This window comes from Streptomyces fradiae ATCC 10745 = DSM 40063 (genome assembly GCF_008704425.1).
Classification (GTDB): Bacteria; Actinomycetota; Actinomycetes; order Streptomycetales; family Streptomycetaceae; genus Streptomyces; species Streptomyces fradiae.
The window spans coordinates 3,162,301-3,181,084 of the sequence record NZ_CP023696.1 but is presented as its reverse complement, the minus strand read 5'-3'; the positions used below and the strand labels follow the sequence as shown (position 1 = coordinate 3,181,084).

General features: G+C 76.2%; 12 protein-coding genes, 2 tRNA genes and 1 riboswitch. Of the genes, 7 read left to right on the top strand and 7 right to left on the bottom strand.

Annotated elements, in window-relative coordinates:
• Positions 1–155: 155 nt before the first annotated feature.
• The 5 genes from CP974_RS14050 to CP974_RS14035 all read left to right on the top strand — a co-directional run bounded on the left by CP974_RS14050 (position 156) and on the right by CP974_RS14035 (position 2,924).
• Positions 156–228: transfer RNA gene (locus CP974_RS14050), tRNA-Lys, on the top strand.
• Positions 229–476: 248 nt separating this feature from the next.
• Entirely contained in the window at positions 477–833 is a 357-nt protein-coding gene (locus tag CP974_RS14045) for a PRC-barrel domain-containing protein (protein ID WP_031133822.1), read from the top strand.
• Between the two features lie 74 nt (positions 834–907).
• Positions 908–1,081, top strand: a complete 174-nt coding sequence (locus tag CP974_RS29615) for a hypothetical protein (RefSeq protein ID WP_162887754.1) — start codon at positions 908–910, stop codon at positions 1,079–1,081.
• 162 nt (positions 1,082–1,243) lie between these two features.
• Positions 1,244–1,317: transfer RNA gene (locus CP974_RS14040), tRNA-Met, on the top strand.
• A gap of 365 nt (positions 1,318–1,682) precedes the next feature.
• Positions 1,683–1,817: riboswitch (cyclic di-AMP (ydaO/yuaA leader) on the top strand.
• A 12-nt stretch (positions 1,818–1,829) separates the two neighbouring features.
• Positions 1,830–2,924, top strand: a complete 1,095-nt coding sequence (locus CP974_RS14035) for a M23 family metallopeptidase (protein WP_031133820.1) — start codon at positions 1,830–1,832, stop codon at positions 2,922–2,924.
• 312 nt (positions 2,925–3,236) lie between these two features.
• On the opposite strand, the gene CP974_RS14030 is transcribed toward CP974_RS14035, so the two are convergent.
• From CP974_RS14030 to CP974_RS14015, 4 genes are all read right to left on the bottom strand, one after another.
• Entirely contained in the window at positions 3,237–4,520 is a 1,284-nt protein-coding gene (locus CP974_RS14030) for a PrsW family intramembrane metalloprotease (RefSeq protein ID WP_051839694.1), read from the bottom strand.
• Between the two features lie 183 nt (positions 4,521–4,703).
• Positions 4,704–5,609, bottom strand: coding sequence for a tRNA (guanosine(46)-N7)-methyltransferase TrmB (gene trmB, locus CP974_RS14025; protein ID WP_031133816.1), 906 nt, complete (start codon positions 5,607–5,609; stop codon positions 4,704–4,706).
• Between the two features lie 142 nt (positions 5,610–5,751).
• Positions 5,752–6,942 carry an L-2-hydroxyglutarate dehydrogenase gene (gene lhgD / locus CP974_RS14020; RefSeq protein ID WP_031133814.1) on the bottom strand — a complete coding sequence of 397 codons (1,191 nt, stop codon included), beginning with the start codon at positions 6,940–6,942 and terminating at the stop codon, positions 5,752–5,754.
• A gap of 305 nt (positions 6,943–7,247) precedes the next feature.
• Positions 7,248–8,879, bottom strand: a complete 1,632-nt coding sequence (locus tag CP974_RS14015) for an NsdA family TPR-like regulatory protein (RefSeq protein WP_031133812.1) — start codon at positions 8,877–8,879, stop codon at positions 7,248–7,250.
• 831 nt (positions 8,880–9,710) lie between these two features.
• Here CP974_RS14015 and CP974_RS14010 point away from each other — a divergent pair.
• Complete coding sequence (locus CP974_RS14010) at positions 9,711–11,828, top strand: asparagine synthase-related protein (protein WP_031133810.1); 2,118 nt, start codon at positions 9,711–9,713, stop codon at positions 11,826–11,828.
• 214 nt (positions 11,829–12,042) lie between these two features.
• Here CP974_RS14010 and CP974_RS14005 read toward each other — a convergent pair whose 3' ends face one another.
• From CP974_RS14005 to CP974_RS13995, 3 genes are all read right to left on the bottom strand, one after another.
• Positions 12,043–12,579 carry a hypothetical protein gene (locus CP974_RS14005; RefSeq protein WP_051839692.1) on the bottom strand — a complete coding sequence of 179 codons (537 nt, stop codon included), beginning with the start codon at positions 12,577–12,579 and terminating at the stop codon, positions 12,043–12,045.
• Between the two features lie 14 nt (positions 12,580–12,593).
• The gene (locus CP974_RS14000; protein ID WP_373276771.1) at positions 12,594–14,825 is read right to left on the bottom strand and encodes a sigma-70 family RNA polymerase sigma factor; all 2,232 of its coding nucleotides are present in this window, start codon (positions 14,823–14,825) and stop codon (positions 12,594–12,596) included.
• Positions 14,826–15,917: 1,092 nt separating this feature from the next.
• Positions 15,918–16,784, bottom strand: a complete 867-nt coding sequence (locus CP974_RS13995) for a TetR/AcrR family transcriptional regulator (protein WP_373276770.1) — start codon at positions 16,782–16,784, stop codon at positions 15,918–15,920.
• Positions 16,785–17,132: 348 nt separating this feature from the next.
• On the opposite strand from CP974_RS13995, the gene CP974_RS13990 reads away from it, so the two are divergent.
• Positions 17,133–18,734: an NAD(P)/FAD-dependent oxidoreductase gene (locus tag CP974_RS13990; protein ID WP_223844600.1), complete on the top strand. Its 1,602-nt coding sequence runs from the start codon at positions 17,133–17,135 to the stop codon at positions 18,732–18,734.
• The last annotated feature ends 50 nt before the right edge of the window (positions 18,735–18,784 follow it).

Below are 18,784 nucleotides of genomic sequence, written 5' to 3'. Positions count from 1 at the left end.
TAGGCTCCGTGGACGGGCCCGCACGCGACACCCAGGTGCTGCGGGCGGGCCCGTCCGCCGTCCGGCGCGCGTCGGGACGCGCCGGGACCGGCGTTGTGCCGATACCCGATCGGCTCACGCTGCCCGGCGGGCTATGCTCGGGGATGACCCGTCGAGGGCCCTTAGCTCAATTGGCAGAGCAGCGGACTTTTAATCCGTTGGTTGTGGGTTCGAGTCCCACAGGGCCTACCGCCACGTCGAACCGTCCGCGGTTCCGCGACGGATCCCGTGCCCCGGCCGCCTGCGCGGCCGGGGCACAGTCGTGTCCGGACCCCGATCCCCGGGCCGGGGCGGGGCCGCTCGTGTGGCGGGGACGGGAGCGGCGGGGCAGGCTGGGAGCACAGCCGGGCGGGCACGTCGTCGCGCCGTCGGCGTTCCGTGGCGCGGCCCGGCCCGTGGCGCGGCCCACCGCACGGCCCGACGAGGGAGCAGACCGCATGATCCATCCAGCAGACATCCGAGAGTGGCGGAACCAGGACGTCGTGGACCCCGCGGGGCACAAGATCGGTGTCCTGGAGGCGGTCTACGTCCACACCGCCACGGACGAGCCCGCCATGGCCACCGTCCGCACGGGGCTGCCCACGCGCCAGCGCCTGGTGTTCGTCCCGCTCGACGACGCGACGGTCGGGCCGGGGTACGTCAAGGTCACGTACGACAAGGGGACGGTCCGCAAGGCGCCCTCGATCGGCCTCGACGACGTGCTGGCCGCCGAGGACGAGTCGGTCGTCTTCCACCACTACGGCATCGCCTACCAGCCCGGTGCCGCCGGCGAACGGCGGCTCGCCCGCCGCTGACACCGCGCGGCGCGGCCGAAGCCGGGCCCTCGCCCCGCCCCCGCCCCCGTCCCGTCGTACGGAGGAGTCACAGCATGGCGTTCTTCCTGTTCCTGGTTCTCGTGGCCGTCGTGCTGGGCATCGTCGGCGTCGTGGTGGAGGGTCTGCTGTACCTGCTGTTCATCGGGGTGGCCGTCTTCGTGGCCGCCCTGGTGTTCCTCGGCTCCTGGCTGGCCCGGCGGCGCACCCGCAGGGGGGCGGTGCGGTAGGCGGGCGGGGACGCGCGCCGACGGCCCCGCTGAACGGCCCCGCCCAGGCTCCTTCGGGGCGGCCCGTGCCGCGCCGTGGGCGGTCTTGCGGCGGCTTGCGGCGGGCGGGCCGGGAAAGTGGTCGAGAGACCCTCCGGGATGGCGTAAGGTTGTGTTCACCGACGCGGGGTGGAGCAGCTCGGTAGCTCGCTGGGCTCATAACCCAGAGGTCGCAGGTTCAAATCCTGTCCCCGCTACTGAAACCGAAGGCCCGGTGCGCAAAGCACCGGGCCTTCGGCGTTCCCGCGTATCGGTCCGTCGATCCGTCGGCCCGTCCTGCTGGAGCCGGCCCGCACGGCGGCGGCGAGGGCGCCCGTACGCAGCGTGACCCGCGGAGCGCACAGCGAGAGCAGTTGACAGACAGTCAGAAACTCGATTATGGGACTGCGGGCCTCCGCCGGCCTGATTGGCGGTCAGTTCGCCGTGCAATGTCCTTGTATGGGGCCTTGGTTCGGCGTGAGCCGTGCGAGGCATCCACGGCGACAGCTTGGAATCGGGGCCCCGCTTCTATTAACGTTCGATAACGCAGCGCGGTCGTACCAGTCGTCGCAAGAGGCGGCACCGTGCGCATGCGCCGAATCCCGCAAGGGAACCGGGGAACCACACACTTGGGGTGAATCGGGCTCTGAACGGCCCGTAGGAGACCTTCCTGCTCCGAACCCGTCAGCTAACCCGGTAGGCGGAGAAGGAAGGAAAGGAGTACGCCCCCGTGGCGTCCAACAGGCCTGCCCCCGAAGTCCCCTTCGGCTCGTACGACCCGACCGGCCACACCACCGCCCCCGGCGTCCCGGACGCGGGCGCGCCCCCGGCGGGCGTCGCGTGGAACCCCACCGAGGACACCGTCCGCCCCGTCCGGGGCCGGCACCGCGTCGCCAAGCAGCGCGGCGGCCTCGCCCGCAGCTCCACCGTCCTCGGGGTCGGCGTCATCGCCGCCGTCGGCGCGGGCGGCATGGCCACCGCGCAGGACAAGCCGCGCGTGGCGATATCCCTCCCGGACGTCAACCTCCCGGACGCCTCCTCGCTGCCCGGCGTCGGCGCGCTCCTCGCCGACGACGCGGACGAGCCGGACGCGCCGGCCGAGGCCGCCCCCGCCAACCTGGCCGCGCTGACCCTCTCCGCCGAGCAGGCCCCCGCCGAGGCGCGGGGCGCGGCGGCCGCCGCCGGTGAGGCGCTGCGCGCGCGCATCCTCCAGCAGGCCGAGCTGCAGCAGGCGTCCGCCGAGGCCGAGGCGCAGGCCGCCGCGGAGAAGGCTGCCGCCGAGAAGGCCGCCCAGGAGGCCGCGGCCCAGCAGGCCAGCGCCGAGGCCGCCGCGAAGGCCGCCGAGGCGGAGCGCCAGCGGGCCGAGGCGGAAGCCGCCGCCAAGGCGGCCGAGGCCGAGAAGGAGCGCCTGGCGAAGCTCGCCGCCAGCTACGCCCTGCCGACCTCCTCGTACACGATCACCTCGACGTACGGCCAGTCCGGCTCCATGTGGTCCTCCGGCTACCACACGGGCCTGGACCTCGCCGCGCCCACGGGCACCCCGGTGAACGCGGTCCACAGCGGCACGATCAAGTCGGCCGGGTACTCCGGCGCGTACGGGTACCGCATCGTGCTCGAGCTCTCGGACGGGACCGAGGTCTGGTACTGCCACCTGTCCTCCATGACCGTCAGCGCCGGTCAGAAGGTCGGCACGGGCGACACGATCGGCCGCGTCGGCGCCACCGGCAACGTCACGGGCCCGCACCTTCACCTGGAGGTCCACACCGCCTCCGGCGCCGGTGTCGACCCGCTGGCCTGGCTGCGCGGCAAGGGCCTCACCGTCTGACGGCCACGATCCGGCCGCCTCGGCGTGACGACGGCGCTCCCGACCGCCGCCCTCCGGGGCGCGTGTCCCGACCCGCATGATCTGATCCGCATGGTCTGATCCTCGTGGCTCGTGGCTCGTGGCTCGTGGCTCGCGGCCCGCTCCGCGAGGTCCGGCCTGTTCGCTCCGCGCACCCCGAGTACCCCGGCAGCCCTGGCGGCACACCCCCCGACGCCAGGGCTGCCGGCCTTTCCGCCCCCGGCGGCTCAGGCCGCCCTGTGCGCGGGCCCGGCCCGAGCCCGCGGGCGGTTCCCGGCCTCCGCCCGCCGCGCCTCAGTGGCGGTACGGGTTGTAGCCCGCGTAGTCGCGGTGGGGCGGCGGCGTACGGACGCGCCCCGTCGCCCGCGCGGCGTACGTCAGAGCCGGCGCGGCCACCGCCTTGCGCTGCCACAGGTGGTGCAGCAGCTCCTGCTCGCGGGCCGTGAACGACAGATCCGTCACCCCCCGCCGCGCCCGGTGCCGCAGGAACGCCAGGGACGTGGCGAACGCCTCGTACTCGCCCACCGACCGCGCCGCGGCCGGGCCGTGCGTCCGCGCGGCGTACGACCGCGCCAGGCTCCGCGCCCGCATGGACGACAGCGCCGACGGTTCGTCGGCCGTCAGCCAGCCGGCCGCCGCGTACGCGGGGAGCTCGCCGGCTATCGTCCGCAGCTCCCGCTGGCGGGTCCATATCGCCAGCCACGTCAGCAGCCCCAGCGCGGGCAGCATGAACGCCCCGTACACGACGATGAACCCCCACGGCCCGAACGTCGTCGAGCCGTTCCACAGCGCGTGCACGCCCATCGCCAGCGCCAGTCCCAGCAGCGGCAGCAGCGTCCGCACGAACCGGCGGCGGCGCGCCGTCATCGCGGCGATCCCGAACCCGATGCCCGTCAGCACGGTGAACAGCGGGTGCGCGAAGGGCGACATGACGATCCGCACGAAGAACGTCGCCGCGGTCACCGACTGGAGGCCGGCCGTACCGAACTCCTGGTCCTCGCCGAAGGCGCTGCCCAGGTACAGGATGTTCTCGGTGAACGCGAAGCCCGTCGCCGTGAACCCGGCGACGACCACCCCGTCCACGAGTCCCGTGAAGTCCCGTCTGCGGAACAGGAAGATCAGCAGTATCGCGACGGCCTTCGCGCTCTCCTCCACCACGGGGGCGACGACGGTCGCGCCGAGGGTGTCCGCGGCCGTGGGATCGGCCGTCGCCGTGGCTATCCAGCGGGTGGCGAAGGTGTTGGCGATGATCGCGACGAGCGCCGCCGCGAACGCCCCCCAGGAGAAGGCGAACAGCACGTTCTTCCACGGTCCCGGCTCCACCCGGTCCAGCCAGCGGAAGGCCGCCATCAGCAGCGGCACGGGCAGCAGCGCCAGGCCGAGGCCCACGAGGAAACCCGCCGTGCCCGTCTGCTCCCGCACCAGCGCCAGGATCACCAGGGCGCACAGCGCCAGCACCAGGCTGACCGCCGACAGCCGCACCACCCTGCTGCGCCAGAACCGGCCGCGCGGCTTGTACCGCCAGCGGGCCCGGTCCGGCACGGCGTCGAACGACGGCCGCGGGTCGTACGCCGGGATGGCCGGCTGGCCGGGGCCGGCCGGCGCGGCCGACGCCGCCGGCGCGGGTGACGCGGCCGGCTGCGGGTCGAAGGGGCGCGGGTGCGTATCTGACACCCGATCGACCCTAGACGGCCGCACCGACAGCGCGCGAGCGGCTTGTGGACAGTCGGCCGGAGCCTGTGGACAACCGGGCCCGAGGCGTTACGCGCGGGCGAACAGCAGGTCGTGGACGACGTGGCCCTTCTCCAGGCCCTGCCCCTCGAACCGGGTGAGCGGCCGGAAGCCGGGCCGTGGCGCGTATCCGCCATCGGGTGCCGTGTTCACGAAGTCCGGGTGCGCCGTCAGCACCTGAAGCATCTGCTCGGCGTACGGCTCCCAGTCCGTGGCGCAGTGCAGTACCGCGCCGGGCCTCATGCGGGGCGCGACGAGGCTCAGGAACTCCGGCTGGATCAGCCGCCGCTTGTGGTGGCGCTTCTTCGGCCACGGGTCCGGGAAGTAGACGCGGACCCCGGCGAGCGCGGCGGGCGGGAGCATCTCGCGGAGCAGGATGATCGCGTCGCCGTTCGCCACGCGTACGTTGGTCAGGCCGCCGCGCTCGGCGAGAGCCAGCAGATTGCCCTGGCCCGGGGTGTGGACGTCGACGGCGAGGATGCCGGTCGACGGGTCGGCGGCGGCCATCCGCGCGGTCGCCTCGCCCATGCCGAAGCCGATCTCCAGGACGACGGGCAGGCCGCCGAGCATCGCGTCCAGGTCGAGGACGCGCTGCCCGTCGATGTCCAGGCCCCACTGCGGCCACAGGCGGCGCAGCGCGTCGGCCTGCCCGGTGGTGACGCGGCTGCGGCGCGGCTGGAAGCTGCGGATGCGGCGCTCGAAGTGCGACCCGGCCGGGTCGGGGGACGGGCCGGTCCCGTCCGCGAACATCCGGCTCCCGCGCCGGGCGCCGGGCACCTCGGCGGCCTGGCTCGGGCGCGCGGCGGCCGCGCCGGGGCGGTCGGCGGCGTGGCTCGGGCGCCCGGCAGTCGCGTCCCCGGGGCGGTCGGCGGCCGGGACGCGGCTCTCGGGGGCGGGGGGCGTGGGGGGCGTGCTCGACGCGGTCTTCTCGGACACAGTGCCTTCGATTCTACGAACCCGCCGGGCGTACCCGACCGGCCCACGACGTCCCCACGGCCGCCCCCGCCCCGCACCGGCCTTCGGCCGCACCCCGCCCGGCCCCGGCACCGCCCTCGCCCGGCTCCGCCCAACCGGCCCCCTAAGCGGCCAGACGCGCCAGGACCCGCCGCGCCACCTCCCGCCCGATGGGCAGGGACGCCGTCGCGGCGGGGGAGGGGGCGTTCAGCACATGGACCGTGCGCGGTGCCTCCCTGATCAGGAAGTCGTCCACCAGCGTGCCGTCCCACAGCACCGCCTGGGCCCGCACCCCGGCCGGGGCGGGCCGCAGGTCCTCGGCCGTGACCTGCGGCAGCAGGCGCCGCACGGCCTGCGTGAACGCCGGCTTCGACAGCGACCGGTGCAGCTCGCCCGCCCCGTACCGCCAGTGCCGCCGCGCTATCGCCCACGCGCCCGGCCAGGCCAGCGTCCCGGCCAGCTCGCGGGGGCGCACGTCCAGACGCCCGTACCCCTCGCGGGCCAGGGCGGGCACCGCGTTCGGCCCGACGTGGACGCCGCCGTCGACCCCCCGCGTCAGGTGCACCCCCAGGAACGGGAACGCCGGGTCCGGTACCGGATACACCAGGCCCCGCACCAGCTCAGGCCTGCCCAGCTCGTAGTACTCGCCCCGGAACGGGACGATCCGCATGCCCGGGTCGTCCCCCGCGAGCCGCGCCACTTCGTCGCAGTGCAGTCCGGCGCAGTTCACCAGCGCCCGCGCGCGGACGACCCGGCCGTCCGCCGTGCGGGCCGCCACGCCCCAGGGGCGCCGGTCGACGGCGGTGACCCGCGCCCCGTACCGCACCTCGGCGCCGGAGGCGTCGGCGAGGCGCTCCGCCACCGCGCCGTAGTCGCAGATCCCGGTGGTGCCGACGTGGATCGCCGCGATGCCCCGCACCTCCGGCTCGTACGCGCTGATCTGCGCCGGGCCCAGCTCCCGGACCGGGATGCCGTTCTCCCGGCCGCGCTGCACCAGGGCGTGCAGCCGGGGCAGCTCGGCGCGGTCGGTGGCGACGATCAGCTTGCCGGTGACGCGGTGCGGCAGCCCGTACTCGGCGCAGAACTTCACCATCTCGGCGGCGCCCCGCACCGCGAACCGCGCCTTGAGCGAGCCGGGGCGGTAGTAGATGCCGCTGTGGATGACGCCGCTGTTGCGCCCCGTCTGGTGGCGGGCGGGGCCGCCCTCCTTCTCCAGGACCACCACGCGCGTGCCGGGCGCGGCCCGCGACAGCGCGTACGCCGTCGACAGCCCGATGATCCCGCCGCCCACCACCAGGACGTCGCAGTCGAACATGCCGCCGCCGAACCCGGACACCTGTGCCACCTCCCACCCCGATAGTGCACTGGCCCGCTGACAACGCCGTTAAACCAGGGCTGTCCGGCGGTGGGAGATGGATCACGCCGGGTGACAAGCGCCCGCCACCCCGCCGGCGTACTACTCCGCCGCGCCGTGCGGAGTACGCGGTGCGCCCGACGGGGCCGACGGATCGCGCGGAGCCCGGCGCGTCACGACGCGTGTGCCGCGCGCCGCGCACGCGCCCGCCCCGGGTCCGCCCCGCGGCGCCCGGCCCGCGCCCGGCCCGCGACCCGCCCGTGCGGCTACGCCGGGGCCGTCAGCAGTGGCCGGGCCCGCTCGCGCAGCTCGGCGACGCGCGGCTCGTCGCCGTACGGCTCCAGGCGGTGCAGGAGGTCCCGTACGTACTCCGTCGTGCGCGCCGACGAGATGCGCCCGGCCACCTCCACCGCGCGCGTGCCGGCCGCGCAGGCGGCGTCGAGGTTGCCCGACTCGAGTTCGGCGACGGCGCTGACGACCAGCCGCAGCCCGTGCGACCGCACGTACTCCTCCGTCGGGCGGGACAGCGCCTGCTCGGTGAACCGGCGGACCTGACGCGGCGCCTTCAGGTCGCGGTAGCACTCGGCGGCGTCGGCGGCGAACCGGTCGTACGAGTAGAAGCCCAGCCACGAGGGGTCGGCGTCGCCGTCGCGCGAGCGCTCCAGCCACCCCTCGGCGGCCTTGAGGGCGGCCCCGGCCGCCGCGGCGTCCCCGGCCTTCGCGTGGGCGCGGGCCTCCACGAGGCGGAAGAAGGACATGGTGCGGGCCGTGGCGAGGCCCCGGTTGCGCTCCACGGCCGCCTGCGCCAGGTCGACGCCCTCGTCGGCGAAGCCCCGGTACGTGGCCTGGAGGGACATCGACGCCAGCACGTACCCGCCGAGCGGTACGTCGGCCGCCGCGCGCGCGAGGCGCAGCGCCTGGATGTAGTAGCGCTGGGCGGCCTCCTGCTGGCCCGTGTCGAAGGCCATCCACCCGGCCAGCCGGGTCAGCTCCGCGGTGGCGCCGAACAGGGCCCTGCCGACCTCGTCCGAGTACGAGCCGAGCAGCAGCGGCGCGGCGTCCACGCGCAGGCACTCGGGCACCATCGACGAGCGCCAGTCCCCGCCGCCGTACTTGGAGTCCCAGCGGCGGGCGTCCTCGGCGGCCTCGCGCAGCTTCGCCACGTCGCTGTGGCCCACGCGCGCGTGGGCGCCCTCCAGCGGGGGCTCCTCGACCGACAGGACGGGCACCACCGCCGGGCGGACCGCGCCCACCGGACCGCCGCCCGCCCCGGCCCCCGGCTCACCCGTGCGAGCCCCGGCTCCGGCACCCGACCCGGCGCCGCCACCCGCAGCTGTCGCGCCCGCAGGGGACCCCGCCGCAGGGGACCCACCCCCAGGGGACCCGGCCGCCCCCGCCTCGCCGCCCTCCGCGCGCGGGACGCGCCGCTCCACCGACGGGTCAGCCGGTGTGATCAGCCACCGCGAGGCGGGCACCGCGTACGCGCTCACCGCGAAGGAGCCGGCCAGCGACTGCCATATGCCGCCCGCACCCGCCCGCCGCCCGGCGAGGTCCAGCCGGTACAGCTCCGTCGCCGACTTGACCGCCTCGCCCACGTCGCGCGGGAACGCCAGCCCGACCTCGGGCGCCGGGTCCGCGTCGGCGAGGCCGATCTCGTGCAGCGGCACGGGCCTGCCCAGCTTCTGGCCGATCGCGGCGGCGATGAGATGGGGCGCGGCGCCCTGCGGGATCATGCCCTTCGACACCCAGCGGGCCACCGACGTCTTGTCGTAGCGCAGCGTCAGGCCCCGTTGCGCCCCGAGGTCGTTGACGCGGCGGGCCAGGCCGGCGTTGCTGATCCCGGCGAGGGCGAGAACGGTGCCGAGCTTCTCGTTCGGTCCGCGTAGCTCCCTGGACATGCGCCACCCCTCGACACCCAGACGGCCGCCGCGCTGCCAGGCATAGGCGCGCGGCATTCGTAAACCCAGCGTAGTTCGCCACATCCCCACCGTTAAGGGGTGGAGTTCCCTATGGCGGGATTGTTGTGCGTACGGGAGATTGGCGTGCGCCCGGCGCCGTGCCGCCGCGCTCCCGCCGTGTGGCCGTGCGCCCGTGCGTGCGCTCTGGCCGGTGCCGCGCGGGAAGCGCTTCCATGGTCCCGCGTGGGTCGGCCCGCCGGCGGGAATCAGCGGGCTGGGGGACACCGTCGCCTCATTCCCCGCGGGCGGCGGACCGGTCCGGAGGGCGAGGAGCGCCCTCCGGACCGCGCGCGAGGAACACGGTCGAGAACGGAGTCTTCGACAGACGATGCGGTTGGGTGGGGCTCGGAGATTGGCTGAATGATGCCCATGGAGAGGCCGGCCGAACCCTCAGGACCCGTACGGGAGGCGAGCGTTCGGAATCCGTCGCGAAGGAGCTGACCGGTTCCGCGGCGACGCGCGGCGCGCGTCCGGCCCACGCGCGGCTCGTGCCCGGCGGGGCACCGTTCGCCGTCCGTGCCGGACCGGGTCGCCTCCGGCGCCGGGCAGCCGGTCGGCCACGCCGGACGCGGCACCCTCACACCGTCACCACATCGCCAAGTGCCAGGGGCGCGTGCCCGTTCGCGTACGCGCCGCCCGGACGGCACCGCCTGCCCGCCTTGTCGTGGCAGCATGTCTCCGTCGGCACCCCTGTCGCACCAGCCGCCTCCGGCGGCGCGCGCCGGGCGGGCCGCGAGTGGCTGGAGACGTCCACAGGCTGTGGAGGCGGCGATGCGCTGGCTGGTGGGGTGGAGCAGTATCGCCGCGAGCTTCGGGACGGTCGGAGCGGTCGGCCCCGCCGACGACGGCGGCTCGATGCAGCCGGTCGGCGGTCAGCTCCTGTGGGCCGACCCGGACCCCCTGTGGGCGGTCGGCGACTGGCGCCCCGACGAGGTGCGGGTCGTCAGCGTCGCGCCCGACGTCCGCCTCGCCGTGCTGGGCTGCTGCGCCGCGTCCGACGACGAGCTGAAGGTCGGCCTGTTCGCCGCGCGCGGCGGCGCGCTCCGCCATCTCACCGCCTGGCCGGGCAGCTACACGGCCGTCGTGCAGACCGGCCGCCGCATCACCGTCACCTCCGACCTCGCGGGCGCCCGCCCCGTCTTCCACACCCCCTGGGCGAACGGCACCGCGTACGCGACCGCCGCGCTGCCCCTCGCCGACCTCATCGAGGCCCAGCTCGACATCGGGCACCTCGCCGCGCTGCTCGCCTGCCCCGAGACCCCCGAGGCGCTGCGCGACTCCACCCCGTACGCCGGCGTCAAGCGCGTCCCGCCCGGCCACGCCCTGGTGCTGCGCGAGGGCTCCCGCGAGATCACCGGGTACGAGACCGTCGCCTCCCTCGCCGTCGCCGCGCCCCAACTCGACCCGGACCGCGCCGTGGAGGGAGTCCGCGACGCCCTGGTCGAAGCCGTACGCGCCCGCCTCACCGCCCCCCGCCACGCACCGGCCGGCGCCCCGTCCGACCCGGGTCCCGTGCCCGGCATGGGACCCGCCGACCGGCGCGCCGCCCGCGGCGAGGCCCCCGCGCCCGGCATCGGTGCCGACCTTTCCGGTGGCGGCGCCTCCAGCACCCTCGCCCTCCTCGCCGCGGGCCTGCCCGGCGTACCCGGCACGATCACCGGGCACGGCGGCGCCAACGCCGGCGAGCGCCTCCTCGCCGTCACCTTCAACGACCTCACCGCGAGCGCCCGCGAACCCGCCCACACCGCCGAGCTGGAGCGCGCCCGCGCCCTCGCCGAGGACCCCCGCCTCCACCACGTCGTCGTCGCGGCGGCCGAGGAGGCCCTTCCGTACGCCGACCTGGACGTGCCCCTCACCGACGAACCGGGCCCCGCACTCGTCACCGCCGCCCGCCACCGCCGCCGCCTCGCCGCGGGCAGCGCCGACCACTTCACCGGCCACGGCGCCCGCCAGGTCCTCGACGCCCACCCGGCCCGTCTCGCCGACCTGCTGATGGACCGCCGGCGCCGCCACCTGCTGCGGCCCGTGACCGCCCTGGCCCGCGCGACGGGGACGACGGCCGGTTCGCTCCTCGTCCCGATCACCGTCTACCGGGCCGCCCGGCGCCTGGCCCGCACCCCCTACCGCGCCGGGCTCGAAGCCGCCGCCGGCCGCCTCCTCGAAGCCAACCGCGCCCTCGCCACCGGGACCGGGGCGCCCGGCCCCCTCGACGCCTCCCTCGCCGCCCTCGCCTGGTCGCGCCCCGGCCCCGCGGCCCGCTGGCTGACCGGGGAGGCACTCGCGGAAGTATCGGTTCGCCTCCACCAGGCCGCCACCCGCCCCACCTCGGTCCAGCGCCCCGGCGAGGCCCGCGCCCGCGCCGCCCTCGCCCGGTACGCCGCCGACCACCGCGTCCTCGAACAGGCGGCGGAGGTGCGCAGCCAGCGCCTGCACGCCCCGTTCTTCGACAACCAGGTCGTACGGGCCTGCCGGGACCTCCCCGAATCGCTGCGGGTACGGCCCGGCGCCCGGGCCGACATCCTGCGGGCCGTCCTCTCCGGCAGCGGCGTCCACGACCTGCCGCCCGGCTGGGGCGCCACCACCCACGTCCCCTCGCAGGCGGCCGTCCGGGCGGGGCTGCGGGTCGCGCTGCCGCAGCTCCTGCGACTGTTCGAGGCGCCGCTCCTGGCGGACGCCGGGTTGGTCGAGGCGCGGGTCGTCCGCACCGCCCTGCGCGCCGCCGCGGACGGCGAGCCCGTGCCGCTGGACGGCATCGCGGACCTGGTCTCGACGGAGCTGTGGCTGCACCGCCTGCTGGCCCGCCGCGGCACCTGCTGGACCGGCACGGCCGCGCCCCGCCGCCGCGCGGTGGCCGCGGGCGTGCCCTCCCGCCCCACCCTCCGCTCCTGACCACCCCACCACCACCGGACCGCTGTCCAGGCCACCAGACGGGCCCTCCCCCCAGAGGGGCCCCTCCCCGCCGCACCGCAGACCCCGGCGCGGCCGGCCAGGCCCCCGCCCCGACCGGCGCGGGCCGCGGCGCGAGCCCGCACCGCCACCGGCCGGCAAGGCGGCAGGCACCGGACACCGGACGCCAGGGACCCGCAGCAAGTCCCCCACAAGGTCAGTTGGGCAGCAGATCCCCCAGCGCCTCCAAGGCGAGCGCCCACATCGGCTGCGCCCCGGTGCCGAACCCGGCGGCGAGGGCGTACCCGATGGCCGCCTCGACCGCCCGTACGCGGGCCCCGTCCCGCCAGCGGGCCGACACGTCCCCGTCGCCGACCGACTCGAGCCACCCGAGCGGATCGCCGTCCCGGAGCAACCGGCTGCCCGCCAGCGAGTCCGGCACCAACCGGTACACGATCCCCTCGTACGTCACGTCCACCCGAAAGGAGCGCCTGGTCAGCCGCCCCTTCCCGGGCCGCACCTGCACGGCCGCGCCATCGACGGCCAGAGACAGCAGCGCCCCGTCACGCGTGCCGACGGGTATGTGCTCGTCCACCTCCCGGACACCGACCGCGCGGCGCAGCACGATCTGCGGGACCGTGTCACCCCGCACCTCCACCATCCCGGCGGCCGTGTCGAGCTCGACCGTCACCGCCCCGAACAGCGGGTCCTCGGCCTCCCGCACCCGTACCGCCACATCCTGTGCCGACTCCATCGCCCCCGACTCCCTCACTCTCCCGCACAACTGATCCGAGCGTCCGCCCAGTCGGCCAGCGCGATGGCGCCGGACGGCCGGGACGGCTCCGTCACCAGGCGGATCGTCGCCCGCCCGGCGATGCCCACGCGCACCGGGACGGCCGGGTCACCGCCGTCGACCGCAGGAGACTGCCAGAGCCGGACCCCGTCCGCCCACACCGAGAACCTGACCGAGCCGAGCCCCATCGTCAGGTCGTCCACCCCGACGACCGCCTGGTACGTGGAGCACTCCCGGTTCAGATCGACCGTCACCGCCGACCGGGCGTGCACGGTGATGCCGTGGCCGTACGCCGTGCCGCCGATGGACAGCCCGTTCCGCTGCCACACCCAGCCCGACCCGCTGCGCCGCAGCTCGGGCCCGCTGCCGTCGCCGGTCAGGTCGTACGGCAGCCGCCCCACCTGGTACGTGACCGCCGCGGGCTCGGGGTCCGGCGCCGGGGTCGGCGCGGGGGGCGGTTCGGGGGCGGGCTCCGGCGGCGGAGTGGACGTCGGGGCGGGCGTGGGCGCGGGTGGGGTCGAGGGCGGGGATGTGGGGGCCGGTGGCACCGGCGAGGGCACGGGCCTGGGCGCCGTGGACGGCGCCGGGGCGGGCTGCGGCGCGGACACGGCCTCCATGCGCGGCGGTTCCGGCCGGGGCACGGGCGTCGGAGGCCCGACGACAGGCGGTACGACCGGCTGCGCCGCCACGGGCGGAGGCGCCACCGGCTTCGGCACGGGGCCGGGGTCCCCCGCCAGCGCCCACACGAGTCCGACGGTCGCCGCGGCGGCCAGCGCGGCGGCGGCCCCCAGCTTCGCGGGCGCGCCCAGCCCTTCCGCGGCGGCGCCACCGGCCGCGCCACCGGATGCCCCCGAGACTCCCGAAGCCCCCGCTGCTCCACCCGCCCCCGCAGCCCCGGCCGTGCCGCCCGCCGCGGCAGCCGCACCGGCCGCGCCCGCCGCACCCGCCGCACTCCCCGCGACGATGCCCGCCGCCTTCAGCGAGAACCCGGTGGCGAACCAGCCGATGAAGGCCACCGGCAGCAGCGCCGGGATGCCGGCGTTGACCTGCGCCAGCTCACCGGCCGCCAGCCGGCACTTGGCGCACTCCTCCAGGTGCCTGCGCAGCCCCCGCTCGGCCCGCATCCGCAGGCCGCCGCGCGCGTACGCGCCGAGCCGGTCGGCGTAGCGGGCGCAGTCGCCGCCCGCCGTCAGGGACTGGCTGACGTGCGCCTGGAGGTAGGCCTGCTTCAGCCCTTCCCGGGCGCGGCTCGCCAGTACGGCCGTGGCGTTGGCGGTCAGCCCGAACAACGGCGCGACCTGGCTCGGCGACTCCTCCTCGACGGCCGTGTGCCACAGCACCGCCTGCCAGCGCTCCGGCAGCGACCGGAACGCCCGCAGGGCGAGCGACCGCTCGGCCTCCTGCATGGCCCGCACGTCGGCGCCCACCTCGACGGCGTCCCCGCGGCCCGGCTCCACCGCGCCCGCGGCCTCCGCGGCGAAGACCGCGAAGTCCTCGACGAGCTGTTCCCGCCTGGAGGTCCTCGTCCAGGCCGCGGCGACACGCCGGACGGTCGTCAGCAGATACGCCCGCACGGCCTGCTCGGGCCCGGCCCCGCGCCGCACCGCCTGCAGGGTCCGGGCGAACACCTCGGCCGTCAGGTCGTCGGCGGTGTGGTCGTCCCGGCAGCAGGTGCGCGCGTACCGCAGCACGGCCGCGGAGTGCCGCCGGAACAGCTCCGCGTACGCGGAGTCGTCGCCGCCCCGCATCCGCTGCACCAGCTCGGCGTCGGACGGCGGCAGCTCCACCGCCGGCGGCAGCACCGAATCCGCCACGGAATCCCCCCGTGGCCCGGCACCCGACGTGTCGGCCCCGGTCGAACCGGCCCCCGCCCCGGCCACCGCACCGCCCGGCCCGGCACCCGGCGGGCGGGCATCCCGACCAGCCCCCGCAGACCCGCCGCGCGGTGCCTCGCCGTCCCGACCGCCGTCCCCACCGGCGTCCACCCCGGCACCCCCACTCACCGGCCCCGAGGGCCGCGGTGTGCGACCGCGCCGCGCGGCGGCACCCGACTCGTCCGAACGGGTTCCGATCGTCCGCCCGCCCCGCCCGCCCTGGGCCGGGACCTGAGCGGAGGCCCGACCGCGCGTCCCGCCGGTGCGGCCCGCCCCGGCGGCACCGACCGCGTCGGCGCCGCTGAGCGGCTCGTCGCCTCCGTCACCGTTCACCGCGACCGCCCCCCGAAACACACCTCAGACCGGAACACCGGCCCAGGGTCCCACAGCGTCCTCGAACGGCCGTATCCCCAGGGTCCGTCAACCACTCGTCCGGGGATCAACTCCCGTACGGACACACCTTCAGGCACACACCCGCAGTACGCTCGCCACCCCCACTCCCGTCACCCCGCGAACACCAGTCCCGCGCCCACCGCCACCGCGCCCACCTGTCCCGTCACGACGCCGCCGACCGGTCCACCCGCCACCGCGCCGCCCCGCCGGTCCGGCCTCCGCCGCGGTCCCGTCGCCCGTGGTGGAGCCCGCAGCCGCGGTCCGAGCGCGCAGTCCGAGCGGCCCCACACACCGTCACGGGGCGCGAGCCGCCACCCGCCAGGTGCCCACCGCTCGCACGGGCTCCGACACACGCTCCACCGACCACACGGACCCGTCACCCACACGGGCGCGTCACCCCATGCGGGCCCCGCGCCCCGTCCCGCCTTCCGACGAGACCTCGCGCCAGGGAACGGCCGGCGCCCAACAGGGCCCCGCCCAGCGTCCCCACGTCCGGCGGGACCGACCGCGAGCCCCGGAAGGGGACGCCCTGCGCGGGTCTGCGGGTGCAGCCGGTCGCGGAGAGCGGCGCGACCGACGGTGCGGCGCACCCGCGCGGGCACCGCGCCCGACAGCGCTGGGGCCCATGAAGGCCCACCCTGCAAAGCCGCGTACCCGAAAGCACCGCGCCCCGGCCCCGCGCCCGACAGAGAACCGCCGGCCCGGGAGGGGCACATCCAGGCGCCGCGCCCCGCGGAACCGCCGGCCCGGAGAACCACGGGCGCAGGAGAGCGGGGCACCCGACAGAGCCACACCCTCAAGGGAACCGCGCCGCGCAGCGCCGTCCGTCCCGCAGCGCTGCCCGTCGCGAAGATCCCGGGCCCCGAACCCCACCCCTCGCACTCCGGATCAAGAGGCCCTCAGCAAGAGGCCCCGAGCAGGGGGCCCGAAGCAAGGGGCCCGAAGCAAGGGCCCGGACTCCGCAGCCGGGAGCTGGGGTCCTGAGCTGGGGCCCCGAGCCCCCCGCCCGCACCGCCCTCCGGCCCCGCCCCGTCAAGGCCGGGAGCGGAGGCCCTCCAGAAGGATGTCCAGCAGTCGCGCCGACGCCGCGCTCTGTTGCGCCGCGTCCGGCAGGGACGGCGCCGCCGTCGCGATGACCAGCAGGACGTCCCCGACGGTCACGTCCCGGCGCAGCTCACCGGCCTCCCGGGCGCGCCCGACCAGCCGGCCCACCACGTCCAGGAGCTCCGGCACACCCGCCCCGTCCAGCTCGGCCGCCGGAACGCCGCGCGGCGCCACCGTTCGCGGCGAGCCCGAAGGGACCGCACCGCGCTGGCGGGGCACCCGCGCGTCGTCCGCGGCCGGGACCTCCTCCACGTCCACACCGACCCGCAGCACCTGCGGCGGCAGCAGCCGCCCGGCGCCGGACGCCACGGACGTGCGCAGGAACCGGGCGAGCGCCGACCACGGCTCGTCCTCCTGCCCCAGCGCGGCCCGCGCCTGGTCGGTGAGGCGCGCCGTCTCCTCCTGGGCTATTCGCCGGACCAGCACGTCCTTGCTCGGGAACCGCCGGTAGACGGTGCCCACACCGACGCGCGCCCGGCGCGCCACGTCCTCCATCGGCGCCCCGTACCCCAGCTCGCCGAACACCTCGCGCGCCGCCCGCAGAACGTGCTCCAGGTTGCGCTGGGCGTCGACGCGCAGCGGCGCCGGCCGCGCGGCCCCGGCCGCACCGGAAGCAGCCCCGGCCAGGGGGCCTCCCATCCCGGCCACGGCGGCCCCCGCCGCACCGGAGCCGGCACCGCCCGCTCCCGCCGGTGCGCCCGTCATGGTGCCGACCGCGCCCATCCCGGCCGGCGCGGACACCGCGCCGACGGTCTGAGCGGCACGCGCCGGCCCATGCGAATCCTGAACATGCATGCGTTTCCCCCGGTTGCTTCGATGTCTCCCCCCGGAGACTCCCCTGACATCCGGGGCCCGGCCCGACAACGCCGAAATCCACGCGCAACGACCCGACACCCCGTGAGATACGAACATAGTTGAGAGGCAGTCAATTCAGAAGGGGCAGTTCCGTCCGGTGCGCCCCCCGATCGGAGCAAGGCCCGGAAGGCTCCTCATTCCCCTCCGGGACAGACCCCGCCACACCCCCTCCCACCTGCGGAATCACCCCCTCCACAGGCCCCGCCCGCACCCCGCGCCACCCCACCGGTCCGGTCACACAATTCGGTCCGGCCTGTGGACAAACCCCCGCGTCCGTTGCGTCATGGGATGGTGACGGCTGCAAACCCGAGGGGATCCGGCAAGGCCCCGGACCGCGTCCGCGTACTGATCGTCGGCGGCGGCTACGTCGGCATGTACACCGCCCTGCACCTCCAGCGGCAGCTCAGAGCCGAGATGAGGAGCGGCGCGGTCGAAGTCGTCGTGGTCACCCCCGACCCGTACATGACGTACCAGCCGTTCCTGCCCGAGGCGGCCGCGGGGAACATCTCCCCGCGCCACGTCGTCGTACCGCTGCGCCGCGTCCTGAACCACTGCCGCGTCGTCATCGGCGAGGTCACCTCACTGGACCACGCCAAGCGCACCGCGGTCGTCACCACCCTCGCCACCGAGGAGGAGGCCGCCGGGCCGCTGGAGCTCGGCTACGACGAACTGGTCCTCGCCCCCGGCTCCATCTCGCGCACCCTGCCCATCCCCGGCCTCGCCGACCACGCCATCGGCTTCAAGACGGTCGAGGAGGCCATCGGCCTGCGCAACCACGTCATCGAGCAGATGGACATCGCCTCCTCCACCCGCGACCCGGCCATCCGGGACGCCGCGCTGACCTTCGTCTTCGTCGGCGGCGGGTACGCCGGCGTCGAGGCGCTCGGCGAGCTGGAGGACATGGCCCGCTACACCTCGCGGTACTACCACAACATCAGGCCCGAGGACCTGAAGTGGGTCCTCGTCGAGGCGACCGACCGCATCCTCCCCGAGGTCGGTGAGGAGATGGGCCGCTACACCGTGCGGGAGCTGCGCTCGCGGAACATCGACGTACGGCTGGAGACCCGCCTGGAGTCCTGCGCGGACCGGGTCGCGGTGCTCAGCGACGGCAGCCGCCTGCCCACCCGCACGGTCGTGTGGACGGCGGGCGTCAAGCCCGCGCCTGTCCTCGCCGCCACCGATCTGCCGCGCGACGCGCGCGGGCGCATCCGCTGCACCCCGCAGCTGACCGTGGAGGGCGTCGAGCACGCGTGGGCCGCGGGCGACGCGGCGGCCGTCCCGGACGTCACCGCCGACGAGCCCGGCCGCGAGTGCGCGCCCAACGCCCAGCACGCCGTACGGCAGGCCAAGGTCCTCGCCGAGAACCTCGTCGCGTCCCTGCACGGCCGTCCGCTGCGGCGGTACGCGCACAAGTACGCCGGCTCCGTCGCCTCGCTCGGCCTGCACCGGGGCGTCGCCCACATCTACGGGCGCAAGCTGAAGGGATTCCCGGCCTGGTTCATGCACCGGACCTACCACCTCAGCCGCGTGCCCACCTTCAACCGCAAGGCGCGGGTGATGGCCGAGTGGACCCTCGCCGGGCTGTTCAAGCGGGAGATCGTGTCCCTGGGCTCCCTGGAGCACCCGCGCGCCGAGTTCGCCCTCGCCGCGAGCCCGCCGCCGCGCGACACCGACGTCACCGCCGACTCGTCGCCGGACGCCCACGACACCACGCCCGACACGACGCCCGGCACCACGCCCGGCACAGCCCCCGGCGCGAGCGCCGCGCCCCCGGACAGCGCCCCCGCGCGCGACACGGGCCGCCCCGGCGGAGGAACGAGCGACACGAGCGACACGAGCGGCACCGGAGACGCCGACGACCGCAAGGACACCGGCACCGCGACCGATTGACGCCCCTGTCAGTGCGCTCCGTCACACTGGACGTGTGACCATAGGTGGGC